Source organism: Enterobacter sp. WCHEn045836 (assembly GCF_003965585.1).
GTDB classification, from domain to species: domain Bacteria; phylum Pseudomonadota; class Gammaproteobacteria; order Enterobacterales; family Enterobacteriaceae; genus Enterobacter; species Enterobacter dissolvens.
Window position 1 is genome coordinate 340,491 of record NZ_RXPT01000003.1, and the last position, 26,192, is coordinate 366,682.

Annotated in this window: 18 protein-coding genes; 11 read left to right on the forward strand and 7 right to left on the reverse strand. The window is 56.3% G+C overall.

Annotated elements, in window-relative coordinates; translation table 11 throughout:
• Positions 1–62: 62 nt before the first annotated feature.
• Positions 63–1,721, forward strand: coding sequence for an ATP-dependent endonuclease (locus EKN38_RS06005; protein ID WP_014831265.1), 1,659 nt, complete (start codon positions 63–65; stop codon positions 1,719–1,721).
• Here the strand turns inward: EKN38_RS06005 and EKN38_RS06010 are convergent.
• A complete protein-coding gene (locus EKN38_RS06010) occupies positions 1,718–2,674 on the reverse strand; it encodes a VirK/YbjX family protein (protein ID WP_014831266.1) in 957 nt (318 codons plus the stop codon). The genes EKN38_RS06005 and EKN38_RS06010 overlap by 4 nt on opposite strands.
• A 159-nt stretch (positions 2,675–2,833) precedes the next feature.
• Here EKN38_RS06010 and macA point away from each other — a divergent pair, with 159 nt between their 5' ends.
• Positions 2,834–3,949 carry a macrolide transporter subunit MacA gene (macA, locus tag EKN38_RS06015; protein WP_014831267.1) on the forward strand — a complete coding sequence of 372 codons (1,116 nt, stop codon included), beginning with the start codon at positions 2,834–2,836 and terminating at the stop codon, positions 3,947–3,949.
• Entirely contained in the window at positions 3,946–5,886 is a 1,941-nt protein-coding gene (gene macB / locus EKN38_RS06020) for a macrolide ABC transporter ATP-binding protein/permease MacB (RefSeq protein WP_014831268.1), read from the forward strand. The genes macA and macB overlap by 4 nt, the downstream gene beginning before the upstream one ends.
• Positions 5,887–5,956: 70 nt before the next feature.
• Here the strand turns inward: macB and cspD are convergent, their stop codons facing one another.
• Complete coding sequence (gene cspD, locus EKN38_RS06025) at positions 5,957–6,178, reverse strand: cold shock-like protein CspD (protein ID WP_008499993.1); 222 nt, start codon at positions 6,176–6,178, stop codon at positions 5,957–5,959.
• A 267-nt stretch (positions 6,179–6,445) separates the two neighbouring features.
• Here cspD and clpS point away from each other — a divergent pair, with 267 nt between their 5' ends.
• Together clpS and clpA are read left to right on the forward strand one after the other, a co-directional pair.
• On the forward strand, positions 6,446–6,766 hold the full coding sequence (gene clpS / locus EKN38_RS06030) for an ATP-dependent Clp protease adapter ClpS (RefSeq protein ID WP_006174393.1): 321 nt from the start codon (positions 6,446–6,448) through the stop codon (positions 6,764–6,766).
• Positions 6,767–6,793: 27 nt separating this feature from the next.
• Entirely contained in the window at positions 6,794–9,073 is a 2,280-nt protein-coding gene (gene clpA / locus EKN38_RS06035; protein WP_014831269.1) for an ATP-dependent Clp protease ATP-binding subunit ClpA, read from the forward strand.
• 287 nt (positions 9,074–9,360) lie between these two features.
• On the opposite strand, the gene infA is transcribed toward clpA, so the two are convergent.
• From infA to trxB, 5 genes are all read right to left on the reverse strand, one after another.
• Complete coding sequence (infA, locus tag EKN38_RS06040) at positions 9,361–9,579, reverse strand: translation initiation factor IF-1 (RefSeq protein ID WP_002211347.1); 219 nt, start codon at positions 9,577–9,579, stop codon at positions 9,361–9,363.
• Positions 9,580–9,863: 284 nt separating this feature from the next.
• Positions 9,864–10,568 (reverse strand): leucyl/phenylalanyl-tRNA--protein transferase, encoded by a 705-nt coding sequence (aat, locus tag EKN38_RS06045; RefSeq protein WP_014831270.1) that lies wholly within the window; start codon positions 10,566–10,568, stop codon positions 9,864–9,866.
• Positions 10,569–10,613: 45 nt separating this feature from the next.
• The gene (cydC, locus tag EKN38_RS06050; RefSeq protein WP_014831271.1) at positions 10,614–12,335 is read right to left on the reverse strand and encodes a heme ABC transporter ATP-binding protein/permease CydC; all 1,722 of its coding nucleotides are present in this window, start codon (positions 12,333–12,335) and stop codon (positions 10,614–10,616) included.
• On the reverse strand, positions 12,335–14,101 hold the full coding sequence (cydD, locus tag EKN38_RS06055) for a heme ABC transporter permease/ATP-binding protein CydD (RefSeq protein ID WP_014831272.1): 1,767 nt from the start codon (positions 14,099–14,101) through the stop codon (positions 12,335–12,337). Before cydD ends, cydC begins: the two co-directional genes overlap by 1 nt.
• Positions 14,102–14,215: 114 nt before the next feature.
• The gene (gene trxB / locus EKN38_RS06060) at positions 14,216–15,184 is read right to left on the reverse strand and encodes a thioredoxin-disulfide reductase (protein ID WP_013097321.1); all 969 of its coding nucleotides are present in this window, start codon (positions 15,182–15,184) and stop codon (positions 14,216–14,218) included.
• A gap of 544 nt (positions 15,185–15,728) precedes the next feature.
• Between trxB and lrp the strand changes: the two genes are divergently transcribed.
• The 6 genes from lrp to dmsA form a co-directional block, all read left to right on the forward strand.
• Positions 15,729–16,223, forward strand: coding sequence for a leucine-responsive transcriptional regulator Lrp (gene lrp / locus EKN38_RS06070; protein ID WP_000228469.1), 495 nt, complete (start codon positions 15,729–15,731; stop codon positions 16,221–16,223).
• A gap of 135 nt (positions 16,224–16,358) precedes the next feature.
• Positions 16,359–20,063, forward strand: a complete 3,705-nt coding sequence (locus tag EKN38_RS06075) for a DNA translocase FtsK (RefSeq protein WP_126521807.1) — start codon at positions 16,359–16,361, stop codon at positions 20,061–20,063.
• A 128-nt stretch (positions 20,064–20,191) separates the two neighbouring features.
• Positions 20,192–20,803 carry an outer membrane lipoprotein chaperone LolA gene (gene lolA / locus EKN38_RS06080; RefSeq protein ID WP_014831274.1) on the forward strand — a complete coding sequence of 204 codons (612 nt, stop codon included), beginning with the start codon at positions 20,192–20,194 and terminating at the stop codon, positions 20,801–20,803.
• 9 nt (positions 20,804–20,812) lie between these two features.
• Positions 20,813–22,156 (forward strand): replication-associated recombination protein RarA, encoded by a 1,344-nt coding sequence (rarA, locus tag EKN38_RS06085; protein WP_014831275.1) that lies wholly within the window; start codon positions 20,813–20,815, stop codon positions 22,154–22,156.
• A 92-nt stretch (positions 22,157–22,248) separates the two neighbouring features.
• Complete coding sequence (gene serS / locus EKN38_RS06090) at positions 22,249–23,541, forward strand: serine--tRNA ligase (RefSeq protein WP_008499983.1); 1,293 nt, start codon at positions 22,249–22,251, stop codon at positions 23,539–23,541.
• A gap of 210 nt (positions 23,542–23,751) precedes the next feature.
• The coding region (gene dmsA / locus EKN38_RS06095; protein ID WP_014831276.1) for a dimethylsulfoxide reductase subunit A at positions 23,752–26,192 on the forward strand (2,441 nt) is incomplete at its 3' end.

Sequence of the window (26,192 nt, forward strand, 5' to 3'; positions counted from 1 at the left end):
GGCATCCTCCCGCTATACTGCTGATAACTTAAAGGAAAAAGTGGTCATTTCTCGGGGGATGTATGCTTCTCGAACGTGTGGATATTGTCGGGTTTCGCGGTATAAACCGCCTGTCACTGCATCTGGAGCAGAACAACGTCCTGATCGGTGAGAACGCCTGGGGTAAGTCCAGCCTGCTGGATGCGCTGACGCTGCTGCTGTCGCCCGAAGGCGATTTGTACCACTTCGTGCATGACGATTTCTGGTTTCCGCCCGGCGATGTCAACGGCCGCGAGAAGCATCTCCATATTATTCTGACCTTCCGTGAATCCGAGCCAGGGCGTCACCGCGTGCGTCGTTTCCGCCCCATGTCACCGTGCTGGGTTCAGAGCGACGATGGCTTCCACCGTATTTTTTATCGCCTGGAAGGCGAGATGTCAGAGAACGACGGGGTACTGACCCTGCGTGATTTTCTTGACGAAAAGGGCAACCCCATCCCGCTGGACAATATCGACGACCTGGCCCGCCATCTGATCCGTCTCTCCCCGGTGTTACGCTTGCGCGACGCGCGTTTTATGCGGCGTATCCGTAACGGTACCGTGCCAAATATGCCGGAAGTGGAAGTCACCGCCCGCGAGCTTGATTTCCTGGCACGCGAGCTGGTTTCGCGTCCGCAAAATCTCACCGATGGGCAAATCCGCCAGGGGCTCTCTGCCATGGTGCAACTGCTGGAGCACTATTTTTCCGAGCAGGGGACGTCACAATCGCGCCATCGTCTGATGCGCCGCCGTTCCCACGATGAGCAGCGAAGCTGGCGTTATCTCGACATCATTAACCGGATGATCGACCGGCCCGGTGGGCGCACCCATCGGGTGATTTTACTGGGGCTATTTTCCACGCTTCTGCAGGCCAAAGGAACCGTTCGTCTGGATCGCGATGCGCGTCCGCTGCTGCTGGTGGAAGACCCGGAAACACGTCTGCACCCGATCATGCTCTCCGTTGCCTGGCACCTGCTGAATCTGCTGCCGCTTCAGCGCATTACCACCACCAATTCCGGCGAACTGTTGTCTCTGACGCCGGTCGAGTATGTTTGCCGCCTGGTGCGTGAATCATCGCGCGTCTCTGCTTACCGGTTGGGGCCGGGAGGGATGAATGCGGAGGATGGACGCCGTATCGCGTTTCATATCCGCTTTAATCGTGCCTCGTCGCTGTTTGCCCGCTGCTGGCTCCTGGTGGAGGGGGAAACCGAGACCTGGGTCATCAACGAGCTGGCGCGCCAGTGTGGTCACCATTTTGATGCGGAAGGGATTAAGGTCATCGAGTTTGCGCAGTCAGGATTAAAACCGCTGATCAAATTCGCCCGGCGGATGGGCATTGAATGGCACGTGCTGGTCGACGGCGATGAGGCGGGGAAAAAATATGCGTCTACCGTGCGTAGCCTGTTAAACGATGAGCGAGAAGAGGAGCGCGACCATTTAACCATGCTGCCGGCGATGGACATGGAGCACTTTATGTATCGCCAGGGGTTCGACGATGTGTTCCACCGGATAGCGATGGTGCCGGTCGATGTGCCGATGAACATGCGGCGCGTGATTGCCAAAGCGATCCACCGCTCTTCAAAGCCGGATTTAGCCATTGAAGTGGCGACAGAAGCGGGAAGGCGGGGGGTGGAGTCAGTGCCGACGCTGCTGCGCAAAATGTTCTCCCGCGTCCTGTGGCTGGCACGCGGGAAAGCCGATTAACGCCGGGTGGCCTGGGTGACCTGCTCCATCAGGCTATCCAGCAGCTCATAGCGGCGGCGGTATTCAGCCCGTTTTTTACTGGCAATCTCTTCCATGGACTTACGCGGCATGGCAAGCGGTAGCACGAAGTTACCGTTATCCTGTTTGTGTCCGCCGAGGGAGATCCAGAAGCTGTCGTAATCCGCCAGCAGTTTCCCCTCTTTTTTCTTCCGGTAACGCCAGCTGCGATAGATGTGGGTGGCATTACTCACCGCCACAATCTGTTCCACCGGGAAAGCTCCGCCAAGCGTCATCGCGGTTTCAACCAGCAGACGTTTCGGGAACAGGCCATGGCACGCCTTGGTTGCTTTCTGGATCAGCTCATGCGGAACGTGGGCTTTCGCCCCCTGCAGGCCGCCGATAAAGAGTGTGCTTTTGCCTTCAAACGGGCACAGCGTAAACGTTATTTCCGCCAGCACGGTATCCTGATGATCACAGAAGACGAGGGTCGCTTCTCCTTCTTTATCCAGGAACGCATCGGCGCATAACCGAACGGTAAATTGCTGTTCATCCTTACCGGTTAAAGTCAGGAGCGTCACGCCCTGTTTAGAAAGATAGCCTTTGAGCAGCGCGGCCGGCAGGTGGTTGCTCATGGTCTGGTAGTGCCAGTTCAGGGCTTCCAGCGCATGCGGGCGATCCATATTCACGGTCAGCCACGGGCGGTGCAGGCGGCACGGCAGACCGGGCTGAACCTGCAGTATTTGCATCAGACGAGGCTGCTTTGCCAGGCTTGAGAGCAGGCGCGCGGTGCTGAGGGGCGTCGCCAGGGTGCGAAGCGCAAACTTACGTCGATAAGCAGGGTTTTGCCATGCCAGACCCGGCGTAATGGCACCGGTGACCAGGTTTTTAAACAGCTGCCAGCCGGATTTTGGCTGTGACGGAGTGGAATACGGTGTATCGACGATGGAAGACATGTGAGATCCTGCTTCTTATGGAATAACGATATTTCAGCAGGCCCTTTGTCAACGTCGTGTCAACAAATCCAGGCATTTCCCGAAATCAGGGGTTTCGTTGAGGAGTGGTTTAGATAGAATCAACGTTGATGAAAGCCAGAACAATTATTTGGAATATTTATGAACCTTAAGGGAAAACGCAGAAAGTGGTTTCTGCTGCTGGCGATAGTGGTGGTAGCGGGTGGGTACTGGTTGTGGCAAGTGCTCAACGCGCCTGTTCCGCAGTATCAAACACTGATCGTCCGTCCGGGCGAACTGCAGCAAAACGTGCTCGCCACAGGCAAACTCGATGCCCTGCGCAAGGTGGACGTGGGGGCGCAGGTGAGCGGACAGTTAAAAACGCTGTCCGTTGAGATTGGCGATAAGGTGAAAAAGGGGCAGCTGCTCGGCGTTATCGATCCTGAGCAGGCCGAGAACCAGATCCGGGAAGTGGAAGCTACGCTGATGGAGCTGCGCGCGCAGCGTGCGCAGGCGCTGGCGGAGCGAAACCTCGCCCAGGTGACCCTGACGCGCCAGCAGGCGCTGGCCAAAACGCAGGCGATCTCGAAACAGGATCTCGACACGGCCGCCACCGAACTGGCGGTGAAACAGGCGCAGATTGGCACTATTGACGCGCAAATCAAGCGCAATCAGGCTTCGCTGGATACGGCGAAAACCAACCTCGACTATACGAAGATCGTGGCGCCCATGGCCGGGGAAGTGACCCAGATCACCACGCTTCAGGGTCAGACGGTGATTGCCGCCCAACAGGCGCCGAACATTCTGACGCTGGCGGATATGAGCACAATGCTGGTGAAAGCGCAGGTTTCCGAGGCGGATGTTATCCATCTGAAGCCGGGGCAGAACGCCTGGTTTACCGTGCTGGGCGATCCGCAGACGCGCTATGAAGGCGTGCTGAAGGACATTCTACCCACGCCGGAAAAAGTGAACGATGCGATCTTCTACTATGCCCGTTTTGAAGTCCCTAACCCGCAGGGCGTGCTGCGTCTGGATATGACCGCGCAGGTCCATATTCAGCTTACGGGCGTTAAAAACGTGCTGACCGTCCCGCTCTCTGCGCTGGGAGAATCTGCCGGGGACAACCGCTATAAGGTGAAGGTGCTACGCAACGGCGAAACGCGCGAGCGTGAAGTGGTGATTGGCGCACGCAACGATACCGACGTGGTGGTGGTGAAAGGGCTGGAAGAGGGTGACGAGGTAGTCACCAGCGAAACCCTGCCCGGAGCTGCGAAATGACGGCGTTGCTTGAGCTGACTGACATTCGTCGCAGCTATCCGTCGGGCGATGGTCCGGTGGAGGTGCTGAAGGGCATCTCCCTGCGCGTGGAAGCGGGCGAGATGGTGGCGATTGTCGGTGCGTCCGGCTCCGGCAAATCGACGCTGATGAACATTCTTGGCTGTCTGGACAAACCGACCAGCGGCACCTATCGCGTGGCCGGAACGGACGTTTCCACTCTGGACGGCGACGCGCTGGCGAAGCTGCGCCGGGAGCACTTCGGTTTTATCTTTCAGCGTTACCATCTGCTCTCTCACCTGAGTGCGGCGCAGAACGTGGAAGTGCCGGCGGTGTACGCGGGCGTGGAGCGCAAGAAACGCCTCGCGCGGGCGCAGGCACTGTTAACGCGTCTTGGCCTGGCGGAGCGGGTAGATTATCAGCCCTCACAGCTTTCTGGCGGTCAGCAGCAGCGCGTGAGTATTGCCCGTGCGCTGATGAACGGCGGGCAGGTGATCCTGGCCGATGAACCCACCGGAGCGCTCGACAGCCATTCCGGCGAAGAGGTGATGGCGATCCTCCATCAGCTTCGCGATCAGGGGCACACGGTCATCATCGTGACTCACGATCCGCAGGTGGCGGCGCAGGCTGAACGCATTATCGAGATCCACGACGGCGAGCTGGTGAGCAACCCGCCGCCTCGTGCGTCCAGAGCGGCCGCGCAAAAAGAAGCCTTGCCTGCTGCAACCGGCTGGGGACAGTTTTCCAGCGGTTTTCGTGAGGCGCTGACCATGGCCTGGCTGGCGATGGCGGCGAATAAAATGCGCACGTTGCTGACCATGCTTGGGATCATCATCGGTATCGCATCGGTGGTGTCGATTGTGGTGGTGGGCGATGCCGCCAAACAGCTGGTGCTGGCGGATATCCGCGCTATCGGGACCAACACCATTGACGTTTATCCCGGGAAAGACTTTGGTGACGACGAGCCGCAATATCAGCAGGCATTGAAATACGACGACCTGGCGGCCATTCAGAAACAGCCGTGGGTCAATTCGGCGACGCCTGCCGTGTCGCAAAACCTCCGCCTGCGGGTGGGTAACGTGGATGTTGCCGCCAGCGCGAACGGCGTCAGCGGGGATTATTTCAACGTCTACGGCATGACCTTCAGCGAAGGGGCCACCTTCAACGCCGAACAGCTGGCAGGCAGGGCGCAGGTGGTGGTGCTGGACGCGAACTCGCGCAGACAACTCTTCCCCAATAAAACCAACGTGGTGGGGGAAGTGATCCTGGTCGGGAACATGCCTGCGACGGTGATTGGCGTGGCGGAAGAGAAGCAGTCCATGTTTGGCAGCAGCAAGATCCTGCGCGTCTGGCTACCGTACAGCACCATTTCCGGGCGGATTATGGGGCAGTCATGGCTGAACTCCATCACCGTGCGCGTGAAAGAGGGCTACGACAGCGCCCTGGCCGAACAGCAGCTTGAGCGACTGTTAACCTTGCGCCACGGGAAGAAGGATTTCTTCACCTGGAACATGGATGGCCTCTTGAAAACGGCGGAAAAGACCACACGTACTCTTCAGTTGTTCCTGACGCTGGTGGCGGTGATCTCGCTGGTCGTTGGCGGTATCGGGGTGATGAATATCATGCTGGTCTCGGTAACGGAGCGTACTCGTGAGATTGGTATCCGCATGGCGGTTGGGGCCAGGGCCAGCGATGTGCTGCAGCAATTTTTAATTGAAGCGGTGCTGGTATGTCTGGTGGGCGGCGCGATGGGGATTGCGCTGTCGATGATGATCGCCTTTGCCCTGCAGCTCTTTTTACCCGGCTGGGAGATTGGGTTTTCACCGGTAGCCATTCTTACCGCATTTTTATGCTCGACCTTTACCGGCATCTTGTTTGGCTGGCTGCCGGCCCGTAACGCGGCGCGGCTGGATCCGGTGGATGCGCTGGCTCGGGAATAACCCGAAAATAAAAATGCCAGCCGATCGGGCTGGCATTTTGACGGCGGGATGTACACAATAAAACAGAGAGCTATGCAACCGTTTCTGCTTCAATCGGTACGATAAGGCTTGCGTGATTGCCTTTAGGTCCCTGATGTACATCGAACCGGACGGACTGCCCGGCTTTGAGCGTTCTGTAACCATCCATCTGAATGGTGGAATAGTGAGCGAAGATATCCTCGCCGCCGCCTTCGGGGCAGATGAAGCCAAACCCTTTGGCGTTGTTGAACCACTTAACAGTACCCATTTCCATGCTTCGACATCCTTCGTAAATCTTATAAGTTAAGATGGAATGAACCGGTGGTGGAGTGGGGGCTGTTCAAAACCTCGCCATCTCACGCTTGTACAATTTAGAGAATCGAAAGAAACCGTCAAGCGTTTGGCGCTGGAGATGGGACAATAATCAACCAAAGTTTGAAGCAGTTAACGCTATTGCAACAGTTTGTGACAGACATCGCGGATGACAGTAATAGATGATTGTTATCTAACATCTGAGGTAGATTCAAAGTGGTTATGCAAAATGGGTAAGACCAACGACTGGCTGGATTTTGACCAGCTGGCGGAAGACAAAGTGCGTGACGCGCTAAAACCGCCATCTATGTATAAAGTTATGTTAATGAACGATGATTACACGCCGATGGAATTTGTTATTGACGTGCTACAAAAGTTCTTTTCTTATGATGTAGAACGTGCAACGCAACTGATGCTTACCGTTCATTATCGTGGCAAAGCTATCTGCGGCATCTTTACCGCCGAGGTGGCGGAAACCAAAGTGGCGATGGTGAACGACTATGCGAGGGAGAACGAGCATCCGTTGCTGTGTACGCTGGAAAAGGCCTGATAAGGCATAAAATTGGGGGAGGTGCCTATGCTCAATCAAGAACTGGAACTCAGTTTAAACATGGCTTTCGCCAGAGCGCGTGAGCACCGACATGAGTTTATGACCGTCGAGCATTTACTGCTCGCACTGCTTAGCAACCCATCTGCCCGCGAAGCGCTGGAAGCCTGCTCCGTGGATCTGGTGGCGCTACGTCAGGAACTCGAAGCCTTCATCGAACAAACCACACCGGTGCTGCCAGCCAGTGAAGAAGAGCGCGACACGCAGCCGACGCTCAGCTTCCAGCGTGTGCTGCAGCGCGCGGTTTTCCACGTCCAGTCTTCCGGACGTAGCGAAGTGACTGGCGCAAACGTCTTAGTCGCCATCTTCAGCGAGCAGGAGTCACAGGCTGCCTATCTGCTGCGCAAACACGAAGTCAGCCGACTCGACGTGGTTAACTTTATTTCTCACGGAACGCGCAAAGACGAGCCTAACCAGGCTTCAGATTCCAGCAATCAGGTCAATAACAATGAAGAGCAAGCAGGCGGGGAGGATCGTATGGAAAACTTCACCACCAACCTTAATCAGCTTGCTCGCGTTGGCGGTATCGACCCGCTGATTGGTCGCGATAAAGAGCTGGAGCGTGCGATCCAGGTGCTGTGCCGTCGCCGTAAAAACAACCCGCTGCTGGTGGGGGAATCGGGCGTGGGTAAAACCGCGATTGCCGAAGGTCTCGCCTGGCGTATTGTGCAGGGCGACGTACCGGAAGTGATTGCCGATTGCACCATCTACTCGCTGGATATCGGCTCTTTGCTGGCGGGCACCAAATATCGTGGTGATTTTGAAAAACGCTTCAAGGCGCTGTTAAAACAGCTGGAGCAGGATACCAACAGCATCCTGTTTATCGATGAGATCCATACCATCATCGGTGCCGGTGCTGCTTCGGGTGGCCAGGTGGACGCCGCTAACCTGATCAAACCGCTGCTCTCCAGCGGCAAGATCCGGGTAATTGGCTCGACCACATACCAGGAGTTCAGCAACATCTTTGAGAAGGATCGTGCCCTGGCGCGTCGCTTCCAGAAAATCGATGTCACTGAACCGTCCGTCGAGGAAACGGTACAGATCATCAACGGCCTGAAACCGAAGTACGAAGCGCACCATGACGTGCGTTACACCGCGAAAGCGGTACGTGCGGCGGTGGAGCTGGCGGTGAAATATATCAACGATCGTCATCTGCCGGATAAGGCGATTGACGTGATTGACGAGGCAGGGGCGCGTGCGCGTCTGATGCCAGCCAGCAAGCGTAAGAAAACCGTCAACGTGGCGGATATTGAGTCCGTAGTGGCTCGTATCGCGCGCATTCCTGAGAAGAGCGTTTCTCAGAGCGATCGCGACACGCTGCGTACCCTTGGCAATCGTCTGAAGATGCTGGTCTTTGGTCAGGATAAAGCCATCGAGGCCTTAACCGAAGCGATCAAGATGGCCCGTGCCGGACTGGGGCATGAGCATAAGCCTGTCGGTTCGTTCCTCTTCGCCGGTCCAACCGGTGTCGGGAAAACCGAAGTAACGGTGCAACTTTCCAAAGCGCTGGGTATTGAACTGCTGCGCTTTGATATGTCCGAGTATATGGAGCGTCACACCGTCAGCCGTCTGATTGGTGCACCTCCGGGATACGTGGGCTTTGACCAGGGTGGCCTGCTTACCGACGCGGTGATCAAGCATCCACACGCGGTACTGCTGCTCGATGAAATTGAGAAAGCGCACCCGGACGTGTTCAATATCCTGCTGCAGGTGATGGACAACGGGACGCTGACCGATAACAACGGGCGCAAGGCGGACTTCCGCAACGTGGTGCTGGTGATGACCACCAACGCCGGTGTGCGTGAAACCGAGCGTAAATCCATCGGCCTGATCCACCAGGATAACAGCACCGATGCGATGGAAGAGATCAAGAAGATCTTTACGCCGGAGTTCCGCAACCGTCTGGACAATATTATCTGGTTCGATCACCTGTCTACCGAGGTGATCCATCAGGTGGTAGACAAGTTCATTGTCGAACTGCAGGTTCAGCTTGATCAGAAAGGCGTGTCGCTGGAAGTGAGCCAGGAGGCCCGCAACTGGCTGGCTGAGAAAGGCTACGACCGTGCGATGGGGGCTCGTCCGATGGCGCGTGTGATTCAGGACAACCTGAAGAAACCGCTGGCGAACGAACTGCTGTTTGGCTCGCTGGTGGACGGCGGCCAGGTAACGGTGGCGCTGGATCAGGCGAAGAACGAACTGACGTACGATTTCCAGAGTGCGGCGAAGCACAAGCCGGAAGCGGCTCACTGAGTGTAATATGTGTGTTAAAAACCGGGCATCAGCCCGGTTTTTTTATGCCTGCCTTTCTCCCTCTCCCAGTGGGAGAGGGGCGGGGTGAGGGCAACAGCCCGCAGAGCAATTTTGCGAGACGCTTTCCAGTTTCGTTCGATGTTGGTTCTGGATTAATCCACAGCCATAAATTGGCGCTTCTGTACGACCCTGGATGACACTACATCAACATTAAAGCCATGAATAAAAAAAGGCCGGGATTATCCCGGCCTTTTTTAATATTCATCTGCCATTACAGGCGAAAACAATTAGCGACTACGGAAGACAATGCGGCCTTTGCTCAGGTCGTACGGGGTCAGTTCAACAGTCACTTTGTCGCCCGTCAAAATGCGGATATAGTTTTTGCGCATTTTACCGGAGATGTGCGCAGTTACCACGTGACCGTTTTCCAGCTCTACGCGAAACATGGTGTTAGGCAACGTATCAAGTACGGTACCCTGCATTTCAATATTGTCTTCTTTGGCCATCTAATCCTCTGGGGTATCACTACCAAGTTTTGAACCGGCAAGATAATGCCGAAATTCATCAATTAAGTAAAGAATTGCGCGTTTAAAACGCAGCAAAACAGTTTCGGCGCATTGCCCAAGCGTCACGGTACAACCGAACGGAAAGCGCATTCGTAAAGGGGATACAACAGGATAAACGTCAGGACGTTATCTGAAGCGAAGGTCCCAAACGGCGGCGGGGCAACAGGCAGAAGCTACTCTGCGGCATAATTATAACACCCTCATAAAAAATATGCGGAAAACATTTAGGCATTGGGCAGAAAGAGTGTCCGCGGTACCCAAAAATCGCGCGGCAGCTTCTCCTGACGGCAGTTATCCAGGTGCTCAATGTAGTGGCGGCGGGAGATTTCAACAGCACCGAGGGAGGCGGTATGCTCGTTCAGAACCTGACAATCCAGCAACTGCCCGCCGCGTTGAGCAAACTCCTGGCAGAAAACCAGCAGGGCCGTTTTCGAGGCGTTTACCGCACGGGAGAACATCGACTCACCGCAGAACAACGTCCCCTGCGCGACGCCGTACATACCGCCAACAAGTTCGCCACCTTCCCACACCTCAATGGAGTGGGCATAGCCAAGCTCGTGCAGTTGATGATAGGCGGTGATGATATCGCGGGTGATCCATGTTCCTTCATGACGATCTTCTGCGCACCCCTCAATCACCTCGCCAAAGGCATGATTCAGCGTGACCCGGTACGGTGACTTAGCGTGGAAACGTTTCATGCTGCGGCTCAGGTGAAACTCTGCTGGCCACAGCACAGCACGCGGATCGGGAGACCACCATAAAATAGGGTCGCCAGGTGAAAACCACGGGAATATGCCGCGCTGGTAGGCCATCAGGAGCCGGGCAGGGCTGAGGTCGCCGCCAAGCGCCAGCAGCCCATTGGGTTCACGCAGCGCTCCCTCTGGCGACGGGAACGCAATGTTATGACGAGAAAGCTGGACCAGGCGCATGACAGCAAAACTCCAGTACGCGAGTGAGGACGCTACAAATATAGTCTACAGACGCTGTTTAAACTGGTAGTAGCGACCCTGTTTCGTCAACAGCTCTGCGTGACTACCTTGCTCAATAATGTGTCCGTTGTCCATCACAATTATCTGATCGAAACTCGCCAGTCCGCGCAGACGGTGTGTCACCATCAGCACGGTTTTACCGGCCATAACATTCGCAAGTAAATCAAGGATCTGGCTTTCAGTTGTCGCATCAAGCCCTTCTGTGGGCTCGTCGAGCAACATCAGCGGCGTATCATGCAGCAGCGCGCGCGCAATCGCCAGACGACGCAGTTCACCGCCAGACAGTTGACGACCGCCTTCACCCAGCCAGCTGTTCAGGCCATCGTCTTCAAGCAGCTTATGCAGCCCGACCTGCTCCAGCATGGCGCGAAGAGCATCATCAGAGGCGTCCGGCGCGGCCAGCAGCAGGTTATCACGCAGCGTGGCGCTAAAGAGGTGTACGCGCTGCGGAACCACGCTGACAGTTTTGCGCAGCGCCTGTTCGCTGAAGTCGGTCAGCGGTGTACCGTTAAACTGGATCTGACCCTGCTGCGGATCCCAGGCTCGCGTTAACAGCTGCAAAAGCGTGGATTTGCCGCAGCCGGTACGGCCGAGGATCGCAATCCGCTGACCCGCATCCACAGCGAGGCTGATGCCTTCCAGCGCATTCTGTGCCTGCTTGTCATAGGCGAAGGTGACGTTATTGAGCGTCAGGGCAACCTGCTCAGGCGTGGCCGTTTGCTCTGCGGTGAACTTCACCTCCGGATCCTGCTCCGCAATCTCCGTGATGCGCAGGGCAGAGGCGATCACCTGGCCGAGATGCTGGAACGCGCCTGTCACCGGTGCCAGGGCTTCAAAGGCCGCCAGGGCGCAGAAAACGAATAGGGCAATCAGGGGACCGGGCTGTGCGTTATTACCCACGCCGCCCGACGCCATCCACAGCATCGCAATGACCGCGATACCGCCGATTAGCATCATGAGGGCCTGGGAGAAGGCAGTGAGCTCAGACTGACGGCGCTGGGCTTCATGCCAGTTGAGCTCCGTGTTCTCCATACGCGCACGATAGCGCTCGCTGGCGCCAAATATCGTCAGTTCGGCCTGCCCCTGTAACCAGGCGGTGAGCTGCTGGCGGTACTCCCCGCGCAGACGCGTCAGGTTCTCTCCGGTGGATTTACCCGCGCGGTAAAACAGCGGCGGCAGGATAATGAGCGTCAAAAGCATGATCCCGCCCAGCGTCAGCGCAACAGAGACATCCAGCACCGACAGGCCCAGCGTGACCACCACAATCACCACAAACGCGCCGGCTATCGGGGAAATCACGCGCAGGTAGAGGTGATCCAGGGTGTCGACATCCGCAACCACACGGTTGAGCAATTCCCCCTGACGAAAACGCGCCAGTCCGGCAGGGGAGAGGGGCAGCAATTTACTGAAGGTGTAGATACGCAGGTGTTGCAGCACGCGGAACGTCGCGTCATGGCTGACCAGTCGCTCGAAATACCGTCCTGCCGTGCGGGTAATGGCGGTGCCGCGTACGCCCGCCGCCGGAAGCATATAGTTGAAGCTGTACAGCCCGGCAACGCCCGCGACGGCAGAGGCGGACAAGAACCAGCCGGAAAGCGTGAGCAGGCCGATGCTGGCAAGCAGGGTCACGATCGCCAGCACGATGCCCAATGTCAGCATCCACTTGTGGCGTTTATAGAGCGCGAGATATGGAAGCAGGGCACGCATCAGATGTCCTCCTGACGATTCGCCAGCAGGGCCGCGAAGGGGCCCTGCGCGGTAACGAGAGAGGCGTAATCGCCTTGCTCAACAATACGACCGTTTTCCATGACCCAGATCTGGTCCCAGTCGGCAATGCCTTCCAGTTGATGGGTTACCATCAGGGTGGTTTGCAGCAATGAGGCGGCGTTCAGGGCAGCCATCACGCGCTGCTCACTGTGTGCATCCAGGCTGGCTGCGGGCTCGTCCAGCAGCATCAACTGACATGGATTAAGCAGTGCGCGGGCGACCGCCACGCGCTGCGCCTGGCCCACGGACAACCCGGCAGACTGATCGCCGACAACGGTATCGACACCCTGAGGAAGCAGCGGCAGAAACTCGCTGACCCAGGCGCGGTCGAGAACAGATTGCAACTCATCTTCACGTGCATCCGGACGAGCCAGCAGGACATTTTCCCGTAGCGTCGGAGCAGGAAGCTGGGGATTTTGCCCCACCCAACTGAGCTGTTTACGCCAGGCGTCCGGATCGAGATCGCGCAGTTCGGTTTTGTTGATTCGCAGTGAGCCGGTATAGGCCATAAAACCGGATAACGCATTGATCAGCGAGCTTTTTCCTGAACCGCTGGTACCCACCAGTACCGCACGTTGCCCGGCAGGCAGAGTGAAGTTCAGTGGGCCTGCCAGCACTTTCCCTTCAGGTGACAGGATAGAGAAATCACGGGCTTCAAGGGTTACCGGTTCTTTGGCGTTCAGCGTAACCTCTCCACGTTCCGGATGCGCGAGTGGCGTCTCCATAAACGTTTTCAGGCTGTCAGCCGCGCCAACCGCCTGCGCTTTGGCATGGTAAAAAGTACCAAGATCGCGAAGCGGCTGGAAAAATTCCGGAGCCAGGATCAGCGCCAGGAAACCGGCCGACAGGGTCACCGCGGTGCCGTAGTGGCCAAAATCCAGGGCGCCAAGATAGGAGAAGCCAAAATAGACCGCCACGAGGGCAATCGACAGAGAGGTAAAGAATTCCAGTACCCCTGATGACAGAAACGCCAGACGCAACACTTCCATCGTACGCTGACGGAAATCCTGCGACGCCTGGCGAATATTTTCGGTTTCCGCTTCACCCCGGCCAAAAATGCGTAACGTTTCCATGCCGCGCAGACGGTCAAGGAAATGGCCGCTCAGGCGGCCCAACGCAAGGAAGTTACGCCGGTTAGCATCGGCCGCTCCCATCCCGACCATCGCCATAAACAGCGGGATCAGCGGGGCGGTACCCAGCAGGATCAGCGCCGCCACCCAGTTGATTGGGAAAATGGTTATCACAATCAGTAGCGGAACGAACACGGCCAGCGCCATCTGTGGAAGATAGCGGGCATAGTAGTCATGCATATCGTCAATCTGTTCAAGGATTAACGTTGCCCAGCTTCCGGCAGGTTTTCCCTGGATCCACGCGGGTCCGGCTTCCTGAAGACGGTCAAGCACCTGCCGGCGAATTTCGTAGCGAATATGCTGCCCCGCGTGAAACCCAACGCGTTCGCGCAGCCAGACGACCCAGGCACGCAGAATAAAAACCAGGATCAGGACGATGAAGGGCAACAGAAGCGCTTCACGCGGAATGTTCTCCATGATCATATGATTAAGAATGCGGGCCAGCAGCCATGCCTGGGCAACAATCAACAGACCACTGATCAGTCCCAGAAGACGGGAAATCATGAGCCAGCGGCGGGAAAGAACGCTCTGCTGTTTTAGCCAGCGTGTTAACTCTTGTTGACGGGTTTTTTCCATTGCGTGCTTTGCAGGTGATGTTATTAGAAAGTGGGCAGCGCAATGTTACAACGGGGAGACAATAAAGGCGACTTATCGCCGCCTTTATTTACGTTTGTTACTGACTTGTAAAGATTATTTACCTTGTTCAGCCAGACCATCAAGGTAGCGTTCAGCATCCAGCGCGGCCATACAACCGGTGCCTGCAGAGGTGATCGCCTGACGGTAAATGTGGTCCATTACGTCACCGGCAGCGAACACGCCCGGGATGCTGGTCTGGGTCGCGTTGCCGTGAATACCGGACTGTACTTTAATGTAGCCGTTTTCCAGTTCCAGTTGTCCCTCGAAGATCGCCGTGTTCGGGCTGTGGCCGATAGCCACAAACAGGCCCGCCACTTCCAGCGTTTCGACGTTATCGGTGTTCTGGGTATCACGAATACGCAGACCGGCAACGCCCATCTGATCGCCCGTCACTTCTTCCAGCGTACGGTTGGTGTGCAGCACAATGTTGCCGCTCGCCACTTTATCCATCAGACGTTTGATCAGGATCTTCTCGGCGCGGAAGGTGTCGCGACGGTGGATCAGGTGCACTTCAGAAGCGATGTTCGCCAGATAGAGCGCCTCTTCTACGGCCGTGTTGCCGCCGCCGATGACCGCGACTTTCTGGTTGCGATAGAAGAAACCGTCGCAGGTTGCGCAGGCAGAAACGCCGCGGCCTTTGAACGCTTCTTCTGATGGCAGGCCAAGGTAACGGGCAGAGGCACCCGTGGCGATGATCAGCGCGTCGCAGGTGTACTCACCGCTGTCGCCCGTCAGGCGGAACGGACGGTTCTGCAAATCGACCTTGTTAATGTGGTCGAACAGAATTTCGGTTTCGAATTTAGCCGCATGCTCGTGCATACGTTCCATCAGCAGCGGCCCGGTCAGGTCATTAGGGTCGCCTGGCCAGTTTTCCACTTCTGTGGTGGTGGTCAGCTGACCGCCTTTTTCCATGCCGGTAATCAAAACCGGTTGCAGGTTAGCGCGTGCAGCATAGACCGCCGCGGTATATCCCGCAGGTCCAGAACCAAGAATTAGCAGCTTACTGTGTTTGGCCGTGCCCATGAGATCCCCATTGTTGTTGGCAGACAGTTGGCAGGATTGTAGGGAATTTGTTGCCGTAAAAAAAGAGCGCAGCAATGTTGATCTCAATCTGTACGATAGGTGATGACGATAAATTGAGCGCTATAACGTCACGCTTTCTTCTCAAATTCGCTTGTTTATGAGGCAATAAAATGAGGATTAATACCCCACCGAAATGAATATCCGGCATGTTGTACTAAAAATCGATGTTTTGCTTTGACAATCCCCTGCGCTTTTGCGAAAACATTCAAGGAAGAAAAAAAACCGCGTTAACCGTGTGCCGCATAGGCATGCACGTAAATGCCATTTTTACCGGGTCAATGAAATCTACGCATGGCGTGGACAGACGCCATACGTGATGTCGGTGACTGCTTTCGGGCAACGGTCTTCTTACCAACAGAACCCGAATCCGCATCGCGTCTAATAGATAACCAGGCGATGTGATGACTAACGGGTACAGGCTCTGAACAGTGATGTGCACAGGGTCCAGGCAGGAGTAGGGAAGGAATACAGAGAGACAATAATAATGGTAGATAGCAAGAAGCGCCCTGGCAAAGATCTCGACCGTATCGATCGTAACATTCTTAATGAATTGCAAAAGGATGGGCGTATTTCCAACGTCGAGCTTTCAAAACGTGTGGGACTTTCCCCGACGCCGTGCCTTGAGCGTGTGCGCCGACTGGAAAGACAGGGTTTTATTCAGGGCTATACGGCTCTGCTGAACCCGCATTATCTGGATGCCTCACTTCTGGTATTTGTTGAGATTACTCTGAATCGTGGTGCACCGGATGTGTTTGAGCAATTTAACGCCGCTGTACAAAAACTTGAAGAAATTCAAGAGTGTCATCTGGTTTCTGGCGATTTCGACTACTTGTTGAAAACCCGCGTACCAGATATGTCCGCCTACCGTAAGCTGCTGGGTGAAACCCTGCTGCGTCTGCCAGGCGTGAACGACACCCGTACCTATGTGGTGATGGAAGAGGTCAAACAGAGCAATCGTCTGGTTATTAAGACGCGCTAACACGGAACAGGTGCAAAATCAGCGTAGTTTGATTACACTCCTGTTAATCCATACAGCAACAGTGCCGGGGAGTCCCGGCGCTGTTGTCCGTTTTAGCAAACAGGCAGGATATGCCTGATACCTGGAGAGCCTTTCTTGAGCCAGGAATACACTGAAGACAAAGAAGTCACATTATCGAAGCTAAGCAGCGGACGTCGGCTCCTTGAGGCGTTGCTGATCGTTATTGCCCTTTTTGCCGTCTGGCTGATGGCAGCCTTACTCAGTTTCAACCCCTCAGATCCCAGCTGGTCACAAACTGCATGGCATGAGCCTATCCATAACTTAGGCGGCGTTCCCGGTGCCTGGCTTGCGGACACCCTGTTTTTCATTTTCGGTGTGATGGCCTATACCATTCCCGTCATTATTATTGGCGGATGCTGGTTTGCCTGGCGCCATCGTCAGAATGACGACTACATCGACTATTTCGCGGTTTCGCTGCGCCTGATTGGCGCGCTGGCGCTGATCCTCACCTCCTGCGGGCTGGCGGCCATCAACGCTGATGATATCTGGTATTTCGCCTCGGGCGGGGTGATTGGCAGTCTGTTGAGTTCTGCGCTGCAGCCTATGCTTCACAGCAGCGGCGGTACCCTGGCATTGCTGTGCATCTGGGCGGCAGGATTAACGCTGTTCACCGGCTGGTCGTGGGTGAGCATTGCCGAGAAGATCGGCAGTTTTATCCTCACCATTCTGACCTTTGCCAGCAATCGCACCCGTCGTGATGATACCTGGGTCGATGAAGATGAGTATGAAGACGAGTACGAAGAGGAAGACGATGCGCCTGTACAGCGTCGTGAATCTCGTCGTGCACGCATATTGCGCGGAGCGCTTGCGCGTCGCCAGCGCGTCGCCGAGAAATTTGCCAACCCGCTGGGTCGTAAAACCGATGCGGCGCTCTTCTCCGGTAAACGTATGGACGAGGACGATCATGTTGAGTACCGTTCAGCCGGTGCCGCCGTCGATCCTGATGATGTGCTCTTCTCCGGAAGCCGTGCCACGCCGGGCGATTTTGACGAATACGACCCGCTGTTAAACGGTCACTCTGTTACCGCACCGGTTGCTGCCGCGGCAGCCGCGACCACGGCCGCGCAGGCTTATGCAGCACCGGCAGAAGCCGTGATGCCGTCTGCGCCGGTTCCCGCTCCCGAGTCCGTGATTCAACAGCCTCAGGTAGAGTGGCAAACGGCGCCGGGCGTTCATACGCCAGAGCCGGTTATCGCGCCAGAGCCAGAAAGCTATACACCGGTCCAGCAGGAACCGTGGCAGCAGCCTTATCAGCCTGAGCCCGTACATGAGCCTCAGGGGTATCCGCACTACGAGCAGCCCGTCGCGCAACCGTATCAGGAGTATGTGCCTGAGCCAGTTCAACCTGCCGAGCCGTACGTCGCGCCACAACCAGAACCTGAGGTGGTGGAAGAGGTGAAACCGTCTCGTCCGCCAATGTACTATTTCGAAGAGGTTGAAGAGCGCCGTGCCCGTGAGCGCGAGCAGCTGGCGGCATGGTATCAGCCGGTTCCCGAGCCGGTGCAGGAGCCTGTTGTGAGTACGCCGTCTGTTTCCGTACCGCCAGTTGATCCAACGCCTGCGGTTGCGCCGGTGGCAGAGAGCGTGAAGCAAGCCGCTACCGCCGCATCCGTTGCGGCACCGGTCTTTAGCCTGGCGGCAGGTGGAACGCCACGTCCTCAGGTAAAAGAGGGAATTGGCCCGCAGTTGCCGCGCCCTAACCGCGTGCGTGTGCCAACCCGCCGTGAGCTGGCCTCCTATGGCATTAAGCTGCCTTCTCAGCGTATGGCTGAGGAGAAAGCCCGTGAATCTGATTACGACGATGATGCTGACGAAATGCAGCAGGACGAACTGGCGCGTCAGTTCGCCGCGCAGCAACACCAGCGTTATGGCGAGGAGTATCAGCACGATCATCCTGCTCAGGCGGACGACGATGATGCCGCAGAGGCAGAATTAGCACGCCAGTTTGCGGCCACTCAGCAGCAACGCTATTCGGGCGAGCAGCCTGCTGGCGCGAATCCGTTCTCGCTGTCGGATTTTGAATTCTCACCGATGAAAGATCTGGTGGATGAGGGTCCGAGCGAACCGCTGTTCACGCCGAGCGTCATGCCGGAAGCCGAGCCGGTGCGTCAGCAGCAGACCCCTGCGCCACAGGCGTACGCCCAGCCGCAGCAGCCTGCACCGCAACCTTATGCGCAGCCACAGCAGCCACAGCAGCTACAACAGCCGCAGTTCCAGCAGCCTCCGGCACAGCCGCAGGAAAGTCTCATTCATCCGCTGCTGATGCGTAACGGTGACAGTCGTCCGTTGCAACGCCCGAGCACGCCTCTGCCGTCGCTGGATCTGTTAACGCCACCGCCAGCAGAAGTTGAGCCGGTCGATACCTTCGCGCTGGAGCAGATGGCCCGTCTGGTAGAAGCGCGTCTGGCTGACTTCCGCATTAAAGCGGACGTGGTCAACTACTCCCCAGGGCCTGTGATTACCCGTTTCGAACTCAACCTGGCGCCTGGCGTTAAAGCCGCGCGTATTTCAAACCTGTCACGTGATCTGGCGCGTTCCCTGTCGACCGTTGCGGTACGTGTGGTTGAAGTTATTCCTGGTAAACCTTATGTCGGCCTTGAGCTGCCGAACAAAAAACGTCAGACCGTTTACCTGCGTGAAGTGCTGGATAACACCAAATTCCGCGACAACCCTTCACCACTCACCGTGGTACTGGGTAAAGATATCGCGGGTGAGCCGGTGGTTGCCGATCTGGCTAAAATGCCTCACCTGCTGGTGGCGGGTACGACCGGTTCCGGTAAATCGGTCGGTGTGAACGCCATGATCCTCAGCATGCTCTACAAAGCGCAGCCAGAAGATGTGCGTTTCATCATGATCGACCCGAAAATGCTGGAACTGTCGGTCTATGAGGGGATCCCGCATCTGCTGACGGAAGTCGTGACCGACATGAAAGACGCAGCCAACGCCCTGCGCTGGAGCGTCAACGAGATGGAGCGCCGTTATAAGCTGATGTCGGCTCTGGGTGTGCGTAACCTTGCCGGTTATAACGAGAAAATCGCCGAGGCGGCACGGATGGGGCGCCCGATTCCGGATCCGTACTGGAAACCGGGTGATAGCATGGATGCCCAGCATCCGGTGCTGGAAAAACTGCCTTACATCGTCGTGCTGGTGGATGAGTTCGCCGACCTGATGATGACCATCGGTAAGAAAGTGGAAGAGTTGATTGCTCGTCTGGCGCAGAAAGCGCGTGCGGCCGGTATTCACCTTGTACTGGCGACGCAGCGTCCTTCCGTGGACGTCATTACGGGTCTGATCAAAGCCAACATTCCAACCCGAATCGCCTTTACCGTCTCGAGTAAAATTGACTCGCGTACCATCCTTGATCAGGGCGGTGCAGAATCGCTGCTGGGGATGGGGGACATGCTGTACTCTGGCCCGAACTCCACCTCTCCGGTGCGCGTTCACGGCGCATTTGTTCGCGACCAGGAAGTGCATGCCGTGGTGCAGGACTGGAAAGCGCGCGGTCGTCCACAATACGTTGACGGCATTACCTCCGATAGCGAAAGCGAAGGCGGCGGCGGTGGCTTTGACGGCGGCGAAGAGCTGGATCCGTTATTCGACCAGGCGGTTAATTTTGTTACCGAAAAACGCAAAGCGTCTATCTCCGGCGTTCAGCGTCAGTTCCGTATTGGCTACAACCGCGCGGCGCGCATCATCGAGCAGATGGAAGCCCAGGGCATTGTCAGCGAGCAGGGGCATAATGGTAACCGTGAGGTGCTGGCTCCGCCGCCGTTTGATTGATCTTCAGCGTGTGCAAAGAAGGGTAAATCAGCCAAATTTAAGCATTTTCTTCTGTCACCTGCCTGCGGGCAGGTCCAGAATAGAAAACGGAAACCCCATTTCGGGATGACGTATTTTAAGGATTAACAATGAAAAAAATCGCAATCGCCTGTGCATTACTCACCAGTTTTGTCGCCAGCAGCGTCTGGGCTGATGCGGCCAGCGACCTTAAAAGCCGCCTGGATAAAGTGAGCAGCTTCCACGCCAGCTTCACGCAAAAAGTGACTGACGGCAGCGGTAATGCGGTGCAGGAAGGTCAGGGCGATCTGTGGGTAAAACGCCCAAATCTTTTCAACTGGCATATGACTCAGCCGGATGAGAGCATCCTGGTGTCTGACGGTAAAACCCTGTGGTTCTTCAACCCGTTTGTTGAGCAGGCAACCGCCACCTGGCTGAAAGATGCGACCAGCAATACGCCTTTTATGCTGATTGCCCGCAACCAGGCCAGCGACTGGCAGCAATATAATATTAAGCAGAACGGTGATGAGTTTGTCCTGACGCCGAAAGGCAGTAACGGCAACCTGAAGCAGTTCACTATTAATGTGAGCTCCAACGGTACCATCAATCAGTTCGGCGCTGTTGAGCAGGACGATCAGCGCAGCAGCTATCAGCTCAAATCCCAGCAAAATGGCGCTGTCGATGCATCAAAATTCACCTTTACCCCGCCGCAGGGCGTAACGGTGGACGACCAACGTAAGTAAGAGGCATGAGTGGGCAACCTGTCGCTCGATTTTTCGGATAATGCGTTTCAACCTCTGGCCGCGCGTATGCGGCCAGAAAATTTAGCTCAGTATATTGGCCAGCAGCACCTGCTGGCTGCGGGGAAGCCGTTGCCGCGAGCCATAGAGGCCGGGCATCTGCACTCGATGATCCTCTGGGGACCACCCGGTACCGGTAAAACCACGCTTGCTGAAGTGATTGCCCGCTACGCTAACGCGGACGTTGAGCGCATCTCGGCCGTCACATCCGGTGTGAAGGAGATCCGTGAGGCGATCGAGCGCGCGCGGCAGAACCGTAACGCCGGTCGACGAACCATCCTCTTTGTGGACGAAGTCCACCGCTTCAATAAAAGTCAGCAGGATGCGTTCCTGCCGCACATCGAAGACGGCACCATCTTCTTCATCGGTGCCACCACCGAAAACCCGTCGTTTGAACTCAACTCGGCACTGCTTTCCCGGGCGCGCGTGTACCTGCTCAAATCGCTGACCACCGAGGATATTGAAAAAGTCCTCATTCAGGCGATGGAGGATAAAGCGCGCGGCTATGGCGGGCAGGATATTATCCTGCCAGACGACACGCGTCGGGCCATTGCTGAGCTGGTCAACGGCGATGCGCGGCGGGCGCTGAATACGCTGGAAATGATGGCCGATATGGCCGAAGTCGACGACGCCGGCAAACGGGTGTTAAAACCGGAACTGTTGACCGAAATTGCTGGTGAGCGTAGCGCGCGTTTTGATAACAAAGGCGATCGCTTTTACGATCTGATTTCGGCGCTGCATAAGTCGGTACGTGGCAGCGCGCCGGATGCCGCGCTTTACTGGTACGCACGCATTATCACTGCCGGTGGCGATCCGTTGTACGTGGCGCGTCGCTGTCTGGCGATTGCCTCAGAAGATGTTGGCAATGCCGATCCGCGCGCCATGCAGGTGGCGCTTTCGGCCTGGGACTGCTTTACCCGCGTCGGGCCAGCAGAAGGTGAGCGTGCCATTGCTCAGGCGATTGTCTATCTGGCCTGCGCGCCGAAAAGCAATGCCGTCTATACCGCGTTCAAAGCGGCTCTGTCGGATGCACGTGAACGACCGGACTACGATGTGCCGGTGCATCTGCGTAATGCACCAACGAAGCTGATGAAAGAGATGGGGTACGGGCAGGAGTATCGTTACGCCCACGATGAACCCAATGCATACGCGGCCGGGGAGGAGTATTTCCCGCAGGAAATGGCACAAACCCGCTATTATCACCCCACAAACAGAGGTCTTGAAGGCAAGATTGGCGAAAAGCTCGCCTGGCTCGCCGGACAGGATCAAAATAGCCCTATAAAACGCTACCGTTAGTTCAGTCGTTGCGGTAATGTTGGCATTGTATCCCTGTGGCCGCAGGCTGTGGCCACTTTTTCCTATTTTAATTCGATAAGCACAGGATAAGCATGCTCGATCCCAATCTGCTGCGTAATGAGCCAGACGCAGTCGCTGAAAAACTGGCACGCCGGGGCTTTAAGCTGGATGTAGATAAGCTGCGCGCTCTTGAAGAGCGTCGTAAAGTTCTGCAGGTACAAACTGAAAATCTGCAGGCAGAGCGTAACTCTCGATCGAAGTCCATCGGCCAGGCGAAAGCGCGCGGGGAAGACATTGAGCCATTACGCCTGGAAGTGAACAAACTGGGTGAAGAGCTGGACCAGGCGAAAGCTGAGCTGGATGTTCTTCAGGCCGAAATTCGTGATATCGCCCTGGCTATCCCGAACATTCCTGACGACAGCGTTCCTGTCGGTAAAGACGAAAATGACAACGTTGAAGTGAAACGCTGGGGGACACCCCGCGAATTCGACTTCGAGGTTCGCGATCACGTTACTCTGGGCGAAATGCACGCGGGCCTGGACTTTGCGGCAGCCGTGAAGCTGACTGGTTCTCGCTTCGTGGTGATGAAAGGTCAGATTGCCCATCTGCACCGTGCGCTGGCACAGTTCATGCTGGATCTGCACACTGAGCAGCACGGTTACAGCGAAACCTACGTTCCGTATCTGGTTAACCACGATACCCTGTACGGTACCGGACAACTGCCGAAATTTGCCGGCGATCTGTTCCACACCCGTCCGCTGGACGAGGAAGCCGACAGCAGCAACTACGCGCTGATCCCAACCGCGGAAGTGCCGCTGACCAACCTCGTGCGTGATGAGATCATCGACGAAGACGACCTGCCAATCAAACTGACGGCGCACTCTCCGTGCTTCCGCTCTGAAGCAGGCTCTTACGGCCGTGACACGCGTGGTCTGATCCGTATGCACCAGTTCGATAAAGTTGAGATGGTTCAGATCGTTCGTCCGGAAGAGTCCATGGACGCACTGGAAGAGATGACTGGCCACGCGGAGAAAGTGCTGGAGCTGCTGGGTCTGCCTTACCGTCGTATGGCGCTGTGCACCGGTGATATGGGCTTTGGCGCCTGCAAAACCTTCGATCTGGAAGTGTGGGTACCTGCGCAGAACACCTACCGTGAAATCTCCTCCTGCTCTAACGTCTGGGATTTCCAGGCGCGTCGCATGCAGGCACGCTGCCGCAGCAAGTCCGACAAGAAAACCCGTCTGGTGCATACCCTGAACGGCTCTGGTCTGGCTGTCGGCCGTACGCTGGTTGCCGTGCTGGAAAACTACCAGCAGGCAGACGGACGTATTGAGATCCCTGAAGTGCTGCGCCCGTACATGAAAGGCCAGCAGTACATCGGCTAATTCTTTGCCTTACAACAAAAAAGCGCCTTTTGGCGCTTTTTTTATACCCTGGGTTTGATAAGACGCAATACCCCCTCCCTCTAAAGTAGTAATACTCCTCCGAATGAAAGCCAGCATAAAACACGCATAACGCATTTGCTCGTTATCTATAAAACGATATCGCGGTTAATTCCGCCCCTTTTTCTTTGTGAGCAACCAAAGTGAGTCTTTATGAAAATCAAAGCGCCTGAAGCGTTAATGGCTGCCGAGGTCACTCGCCGTGGGTTGATGAAAACCACGGCAATTGGCGGTCTCGCCGTTGCCAGCAGTGCCTTCACTCTCCCTTTTACCCGACTGGCGTCGGCGGCGGATGCATTGTCCCCGGCTACAGCCCCGGAAAATGTGGTGTGGAGTGCCTGTACCGTAAACTGTGGTAGCCGTTGTCCATTACGGATGCATGTGGTGGATGGCGAAATTAAATACGTCGAAACAGACAACACCGGTGACGATAACTACGACGGGCTGCACCAGGTTCGCGCCTGTCTGCGTGGCCGCTCAATGCGACGCCGGGTCTATAATCCGGACCGTCTGAAGTACCCGATGAAACGCGTCGGTAAACGCGGAGAAGGGAAGTTCGAGCGCATCAGCTGGGATGAAGCCTACGAGATCATCGCCAGCAATATGCAGCGTCTGATAAAAGAGTACGGCAACGAATCCATCTACCTGAACTACGGCACCGGAACGCTCGGGGGAACGCTGACCCGCTCATGGCCACCAGGCAAAACGCTGGTGGCGCGTCTGATGAACTGCTGCGGCGGTTATCTCAATCACTACGGCGATTACTCTTCTGCGCAGATTGCTGCAGGCCTGAACTACACCTACGGTGGCTGGGCAGACGGTAACAGTCCCTCCGATATCGAAAACAGTAAACTGGTGGTGCTTTTCGGAAACAACCCCGGTGAAACGCGCATGAGCGGCGGTGGGGTAACCTATTACCTCGAGCAGGCTCGTGCCAAATCTAACGCCCGTATGATCATTATCGATCCGCGTTATACCGATACAGGCGCAGGCCGGGAAGATGAGTGGATCCCTATTCGTCCGGGTACCGATGCGGCACTGGTCAGCGCGCTGGCGTGGGTCATGATTACCGAGAACCTTGTCGATCAGCCGTTCCTCGATAAATACTGTGTCGGCTATGACGAGAAAACCCTGCCCGCCAGTGCACCTGCCAACGGGCATTACAAGGCGTATATTCTGGGCCAGGGCAGTGACGGCGTGGCGAAGACCCCGGAGTGGGCATCCACCATCACCGGGATACCGGCGGAACGTATTGTCCAGCTGGCGCGTGAAATCGGTTCAGCGAAACCGGCCTATATCAGCCAGGGCTGGGGGCCGCAGCGCCACGCGAATGGCGAAATCGCCACCCGTGCTATTTCCATGCTCTCCATTCTGACCGGTAACGTGGGTATTCACGGTGGGAATACCGGCGCGCGTGAAGGTTCGTATTCGCTGCCGTTTGAACGGATGCCAACCCTGGAAAACCCGGTTCAGACCAGCATCTCCATGTTTATGTGGACCGACGCCATTGAGCGTGGCCCGGAGATGACCGCCCTGCGCGATGGCGTACGGGGTAAAGACAAGCTGGATGTGCCGATCAAGATGATCTGGAACTACGCCGGTAACTGTCTTATTAACCAGCACTCAGAAATCAACCGCACCCATGAAATCCTGCAGGATGACAAGAAGTGCGAGATGATTGTGGTGATCGACTGCCACATGACCTCATCGGCGAAATATGCGGATATTCTGCTGCCGGATTGCACCGCCTCTGAGCAGATGGATTTCGCGCTGGATGCCTCCTGCGGCAACATGTCCTACGTGATCTTCACCGATCGGGCCATCAAACCGCGTTTCGAGTGCAAAACTATCTATGAGATGACCTCTGAGCTGGCGAAACGTCTTGGCGTCGAACAACAGTTCACCGAGGGCCGTACTCAGGAAGAGTGGATGCGTCATTTGCATGAACTTTCCCGTAAAGCGATCCCTGACCTGCCGGACTTCGATACCTTCCGCAAGCAGGGCATCTATAAACAGCGCGATCCGCAAGGGCACCACGTGGCGTACAAAGCCTTCCGCGACGATCCGCAGGCGAATCCGCTGACCACGCCATCGGGCAAAATCGAGATTTACTCCGAAGCGCTGGCGAACATTGCCGCGACCTGGGAATTGCCGGAAGGGGATGTTATCGATCCACTGCCGATCTACACGCCAGGGTTTGAAAACTATAACGATCCGCTGACCGCGAAATTCCCGCTGCAACTGACCGGTTTCCACTATAAAGCGCGTGTTCACTCCACCTACGGCAACGTTGATGTGCTGAAAGCCGCCTGCCGCCAGGAGATGTGGATAAACCCGATGGATGCGAAAGCGCGCGGCATTAGCAATGGCGATCGCGTGCGTATCTTTAACGGTCGTGGGGAGGTGCATATTGAAGCCAAAGTGACGCCGCGCATGATGCCTGGCGTTGTCGCGCTGGGAGAGGGCGCCTGGTACAGCCCGGATGCAAACCGCATCGACCAGGCGGGCAGTATTAACGTACTGACCACGCAGCGCCCGTCGCCACTGGCGAAAGGCAACCCGTCCCACACAAACCTTGTTCAGGTTGAGAAGGT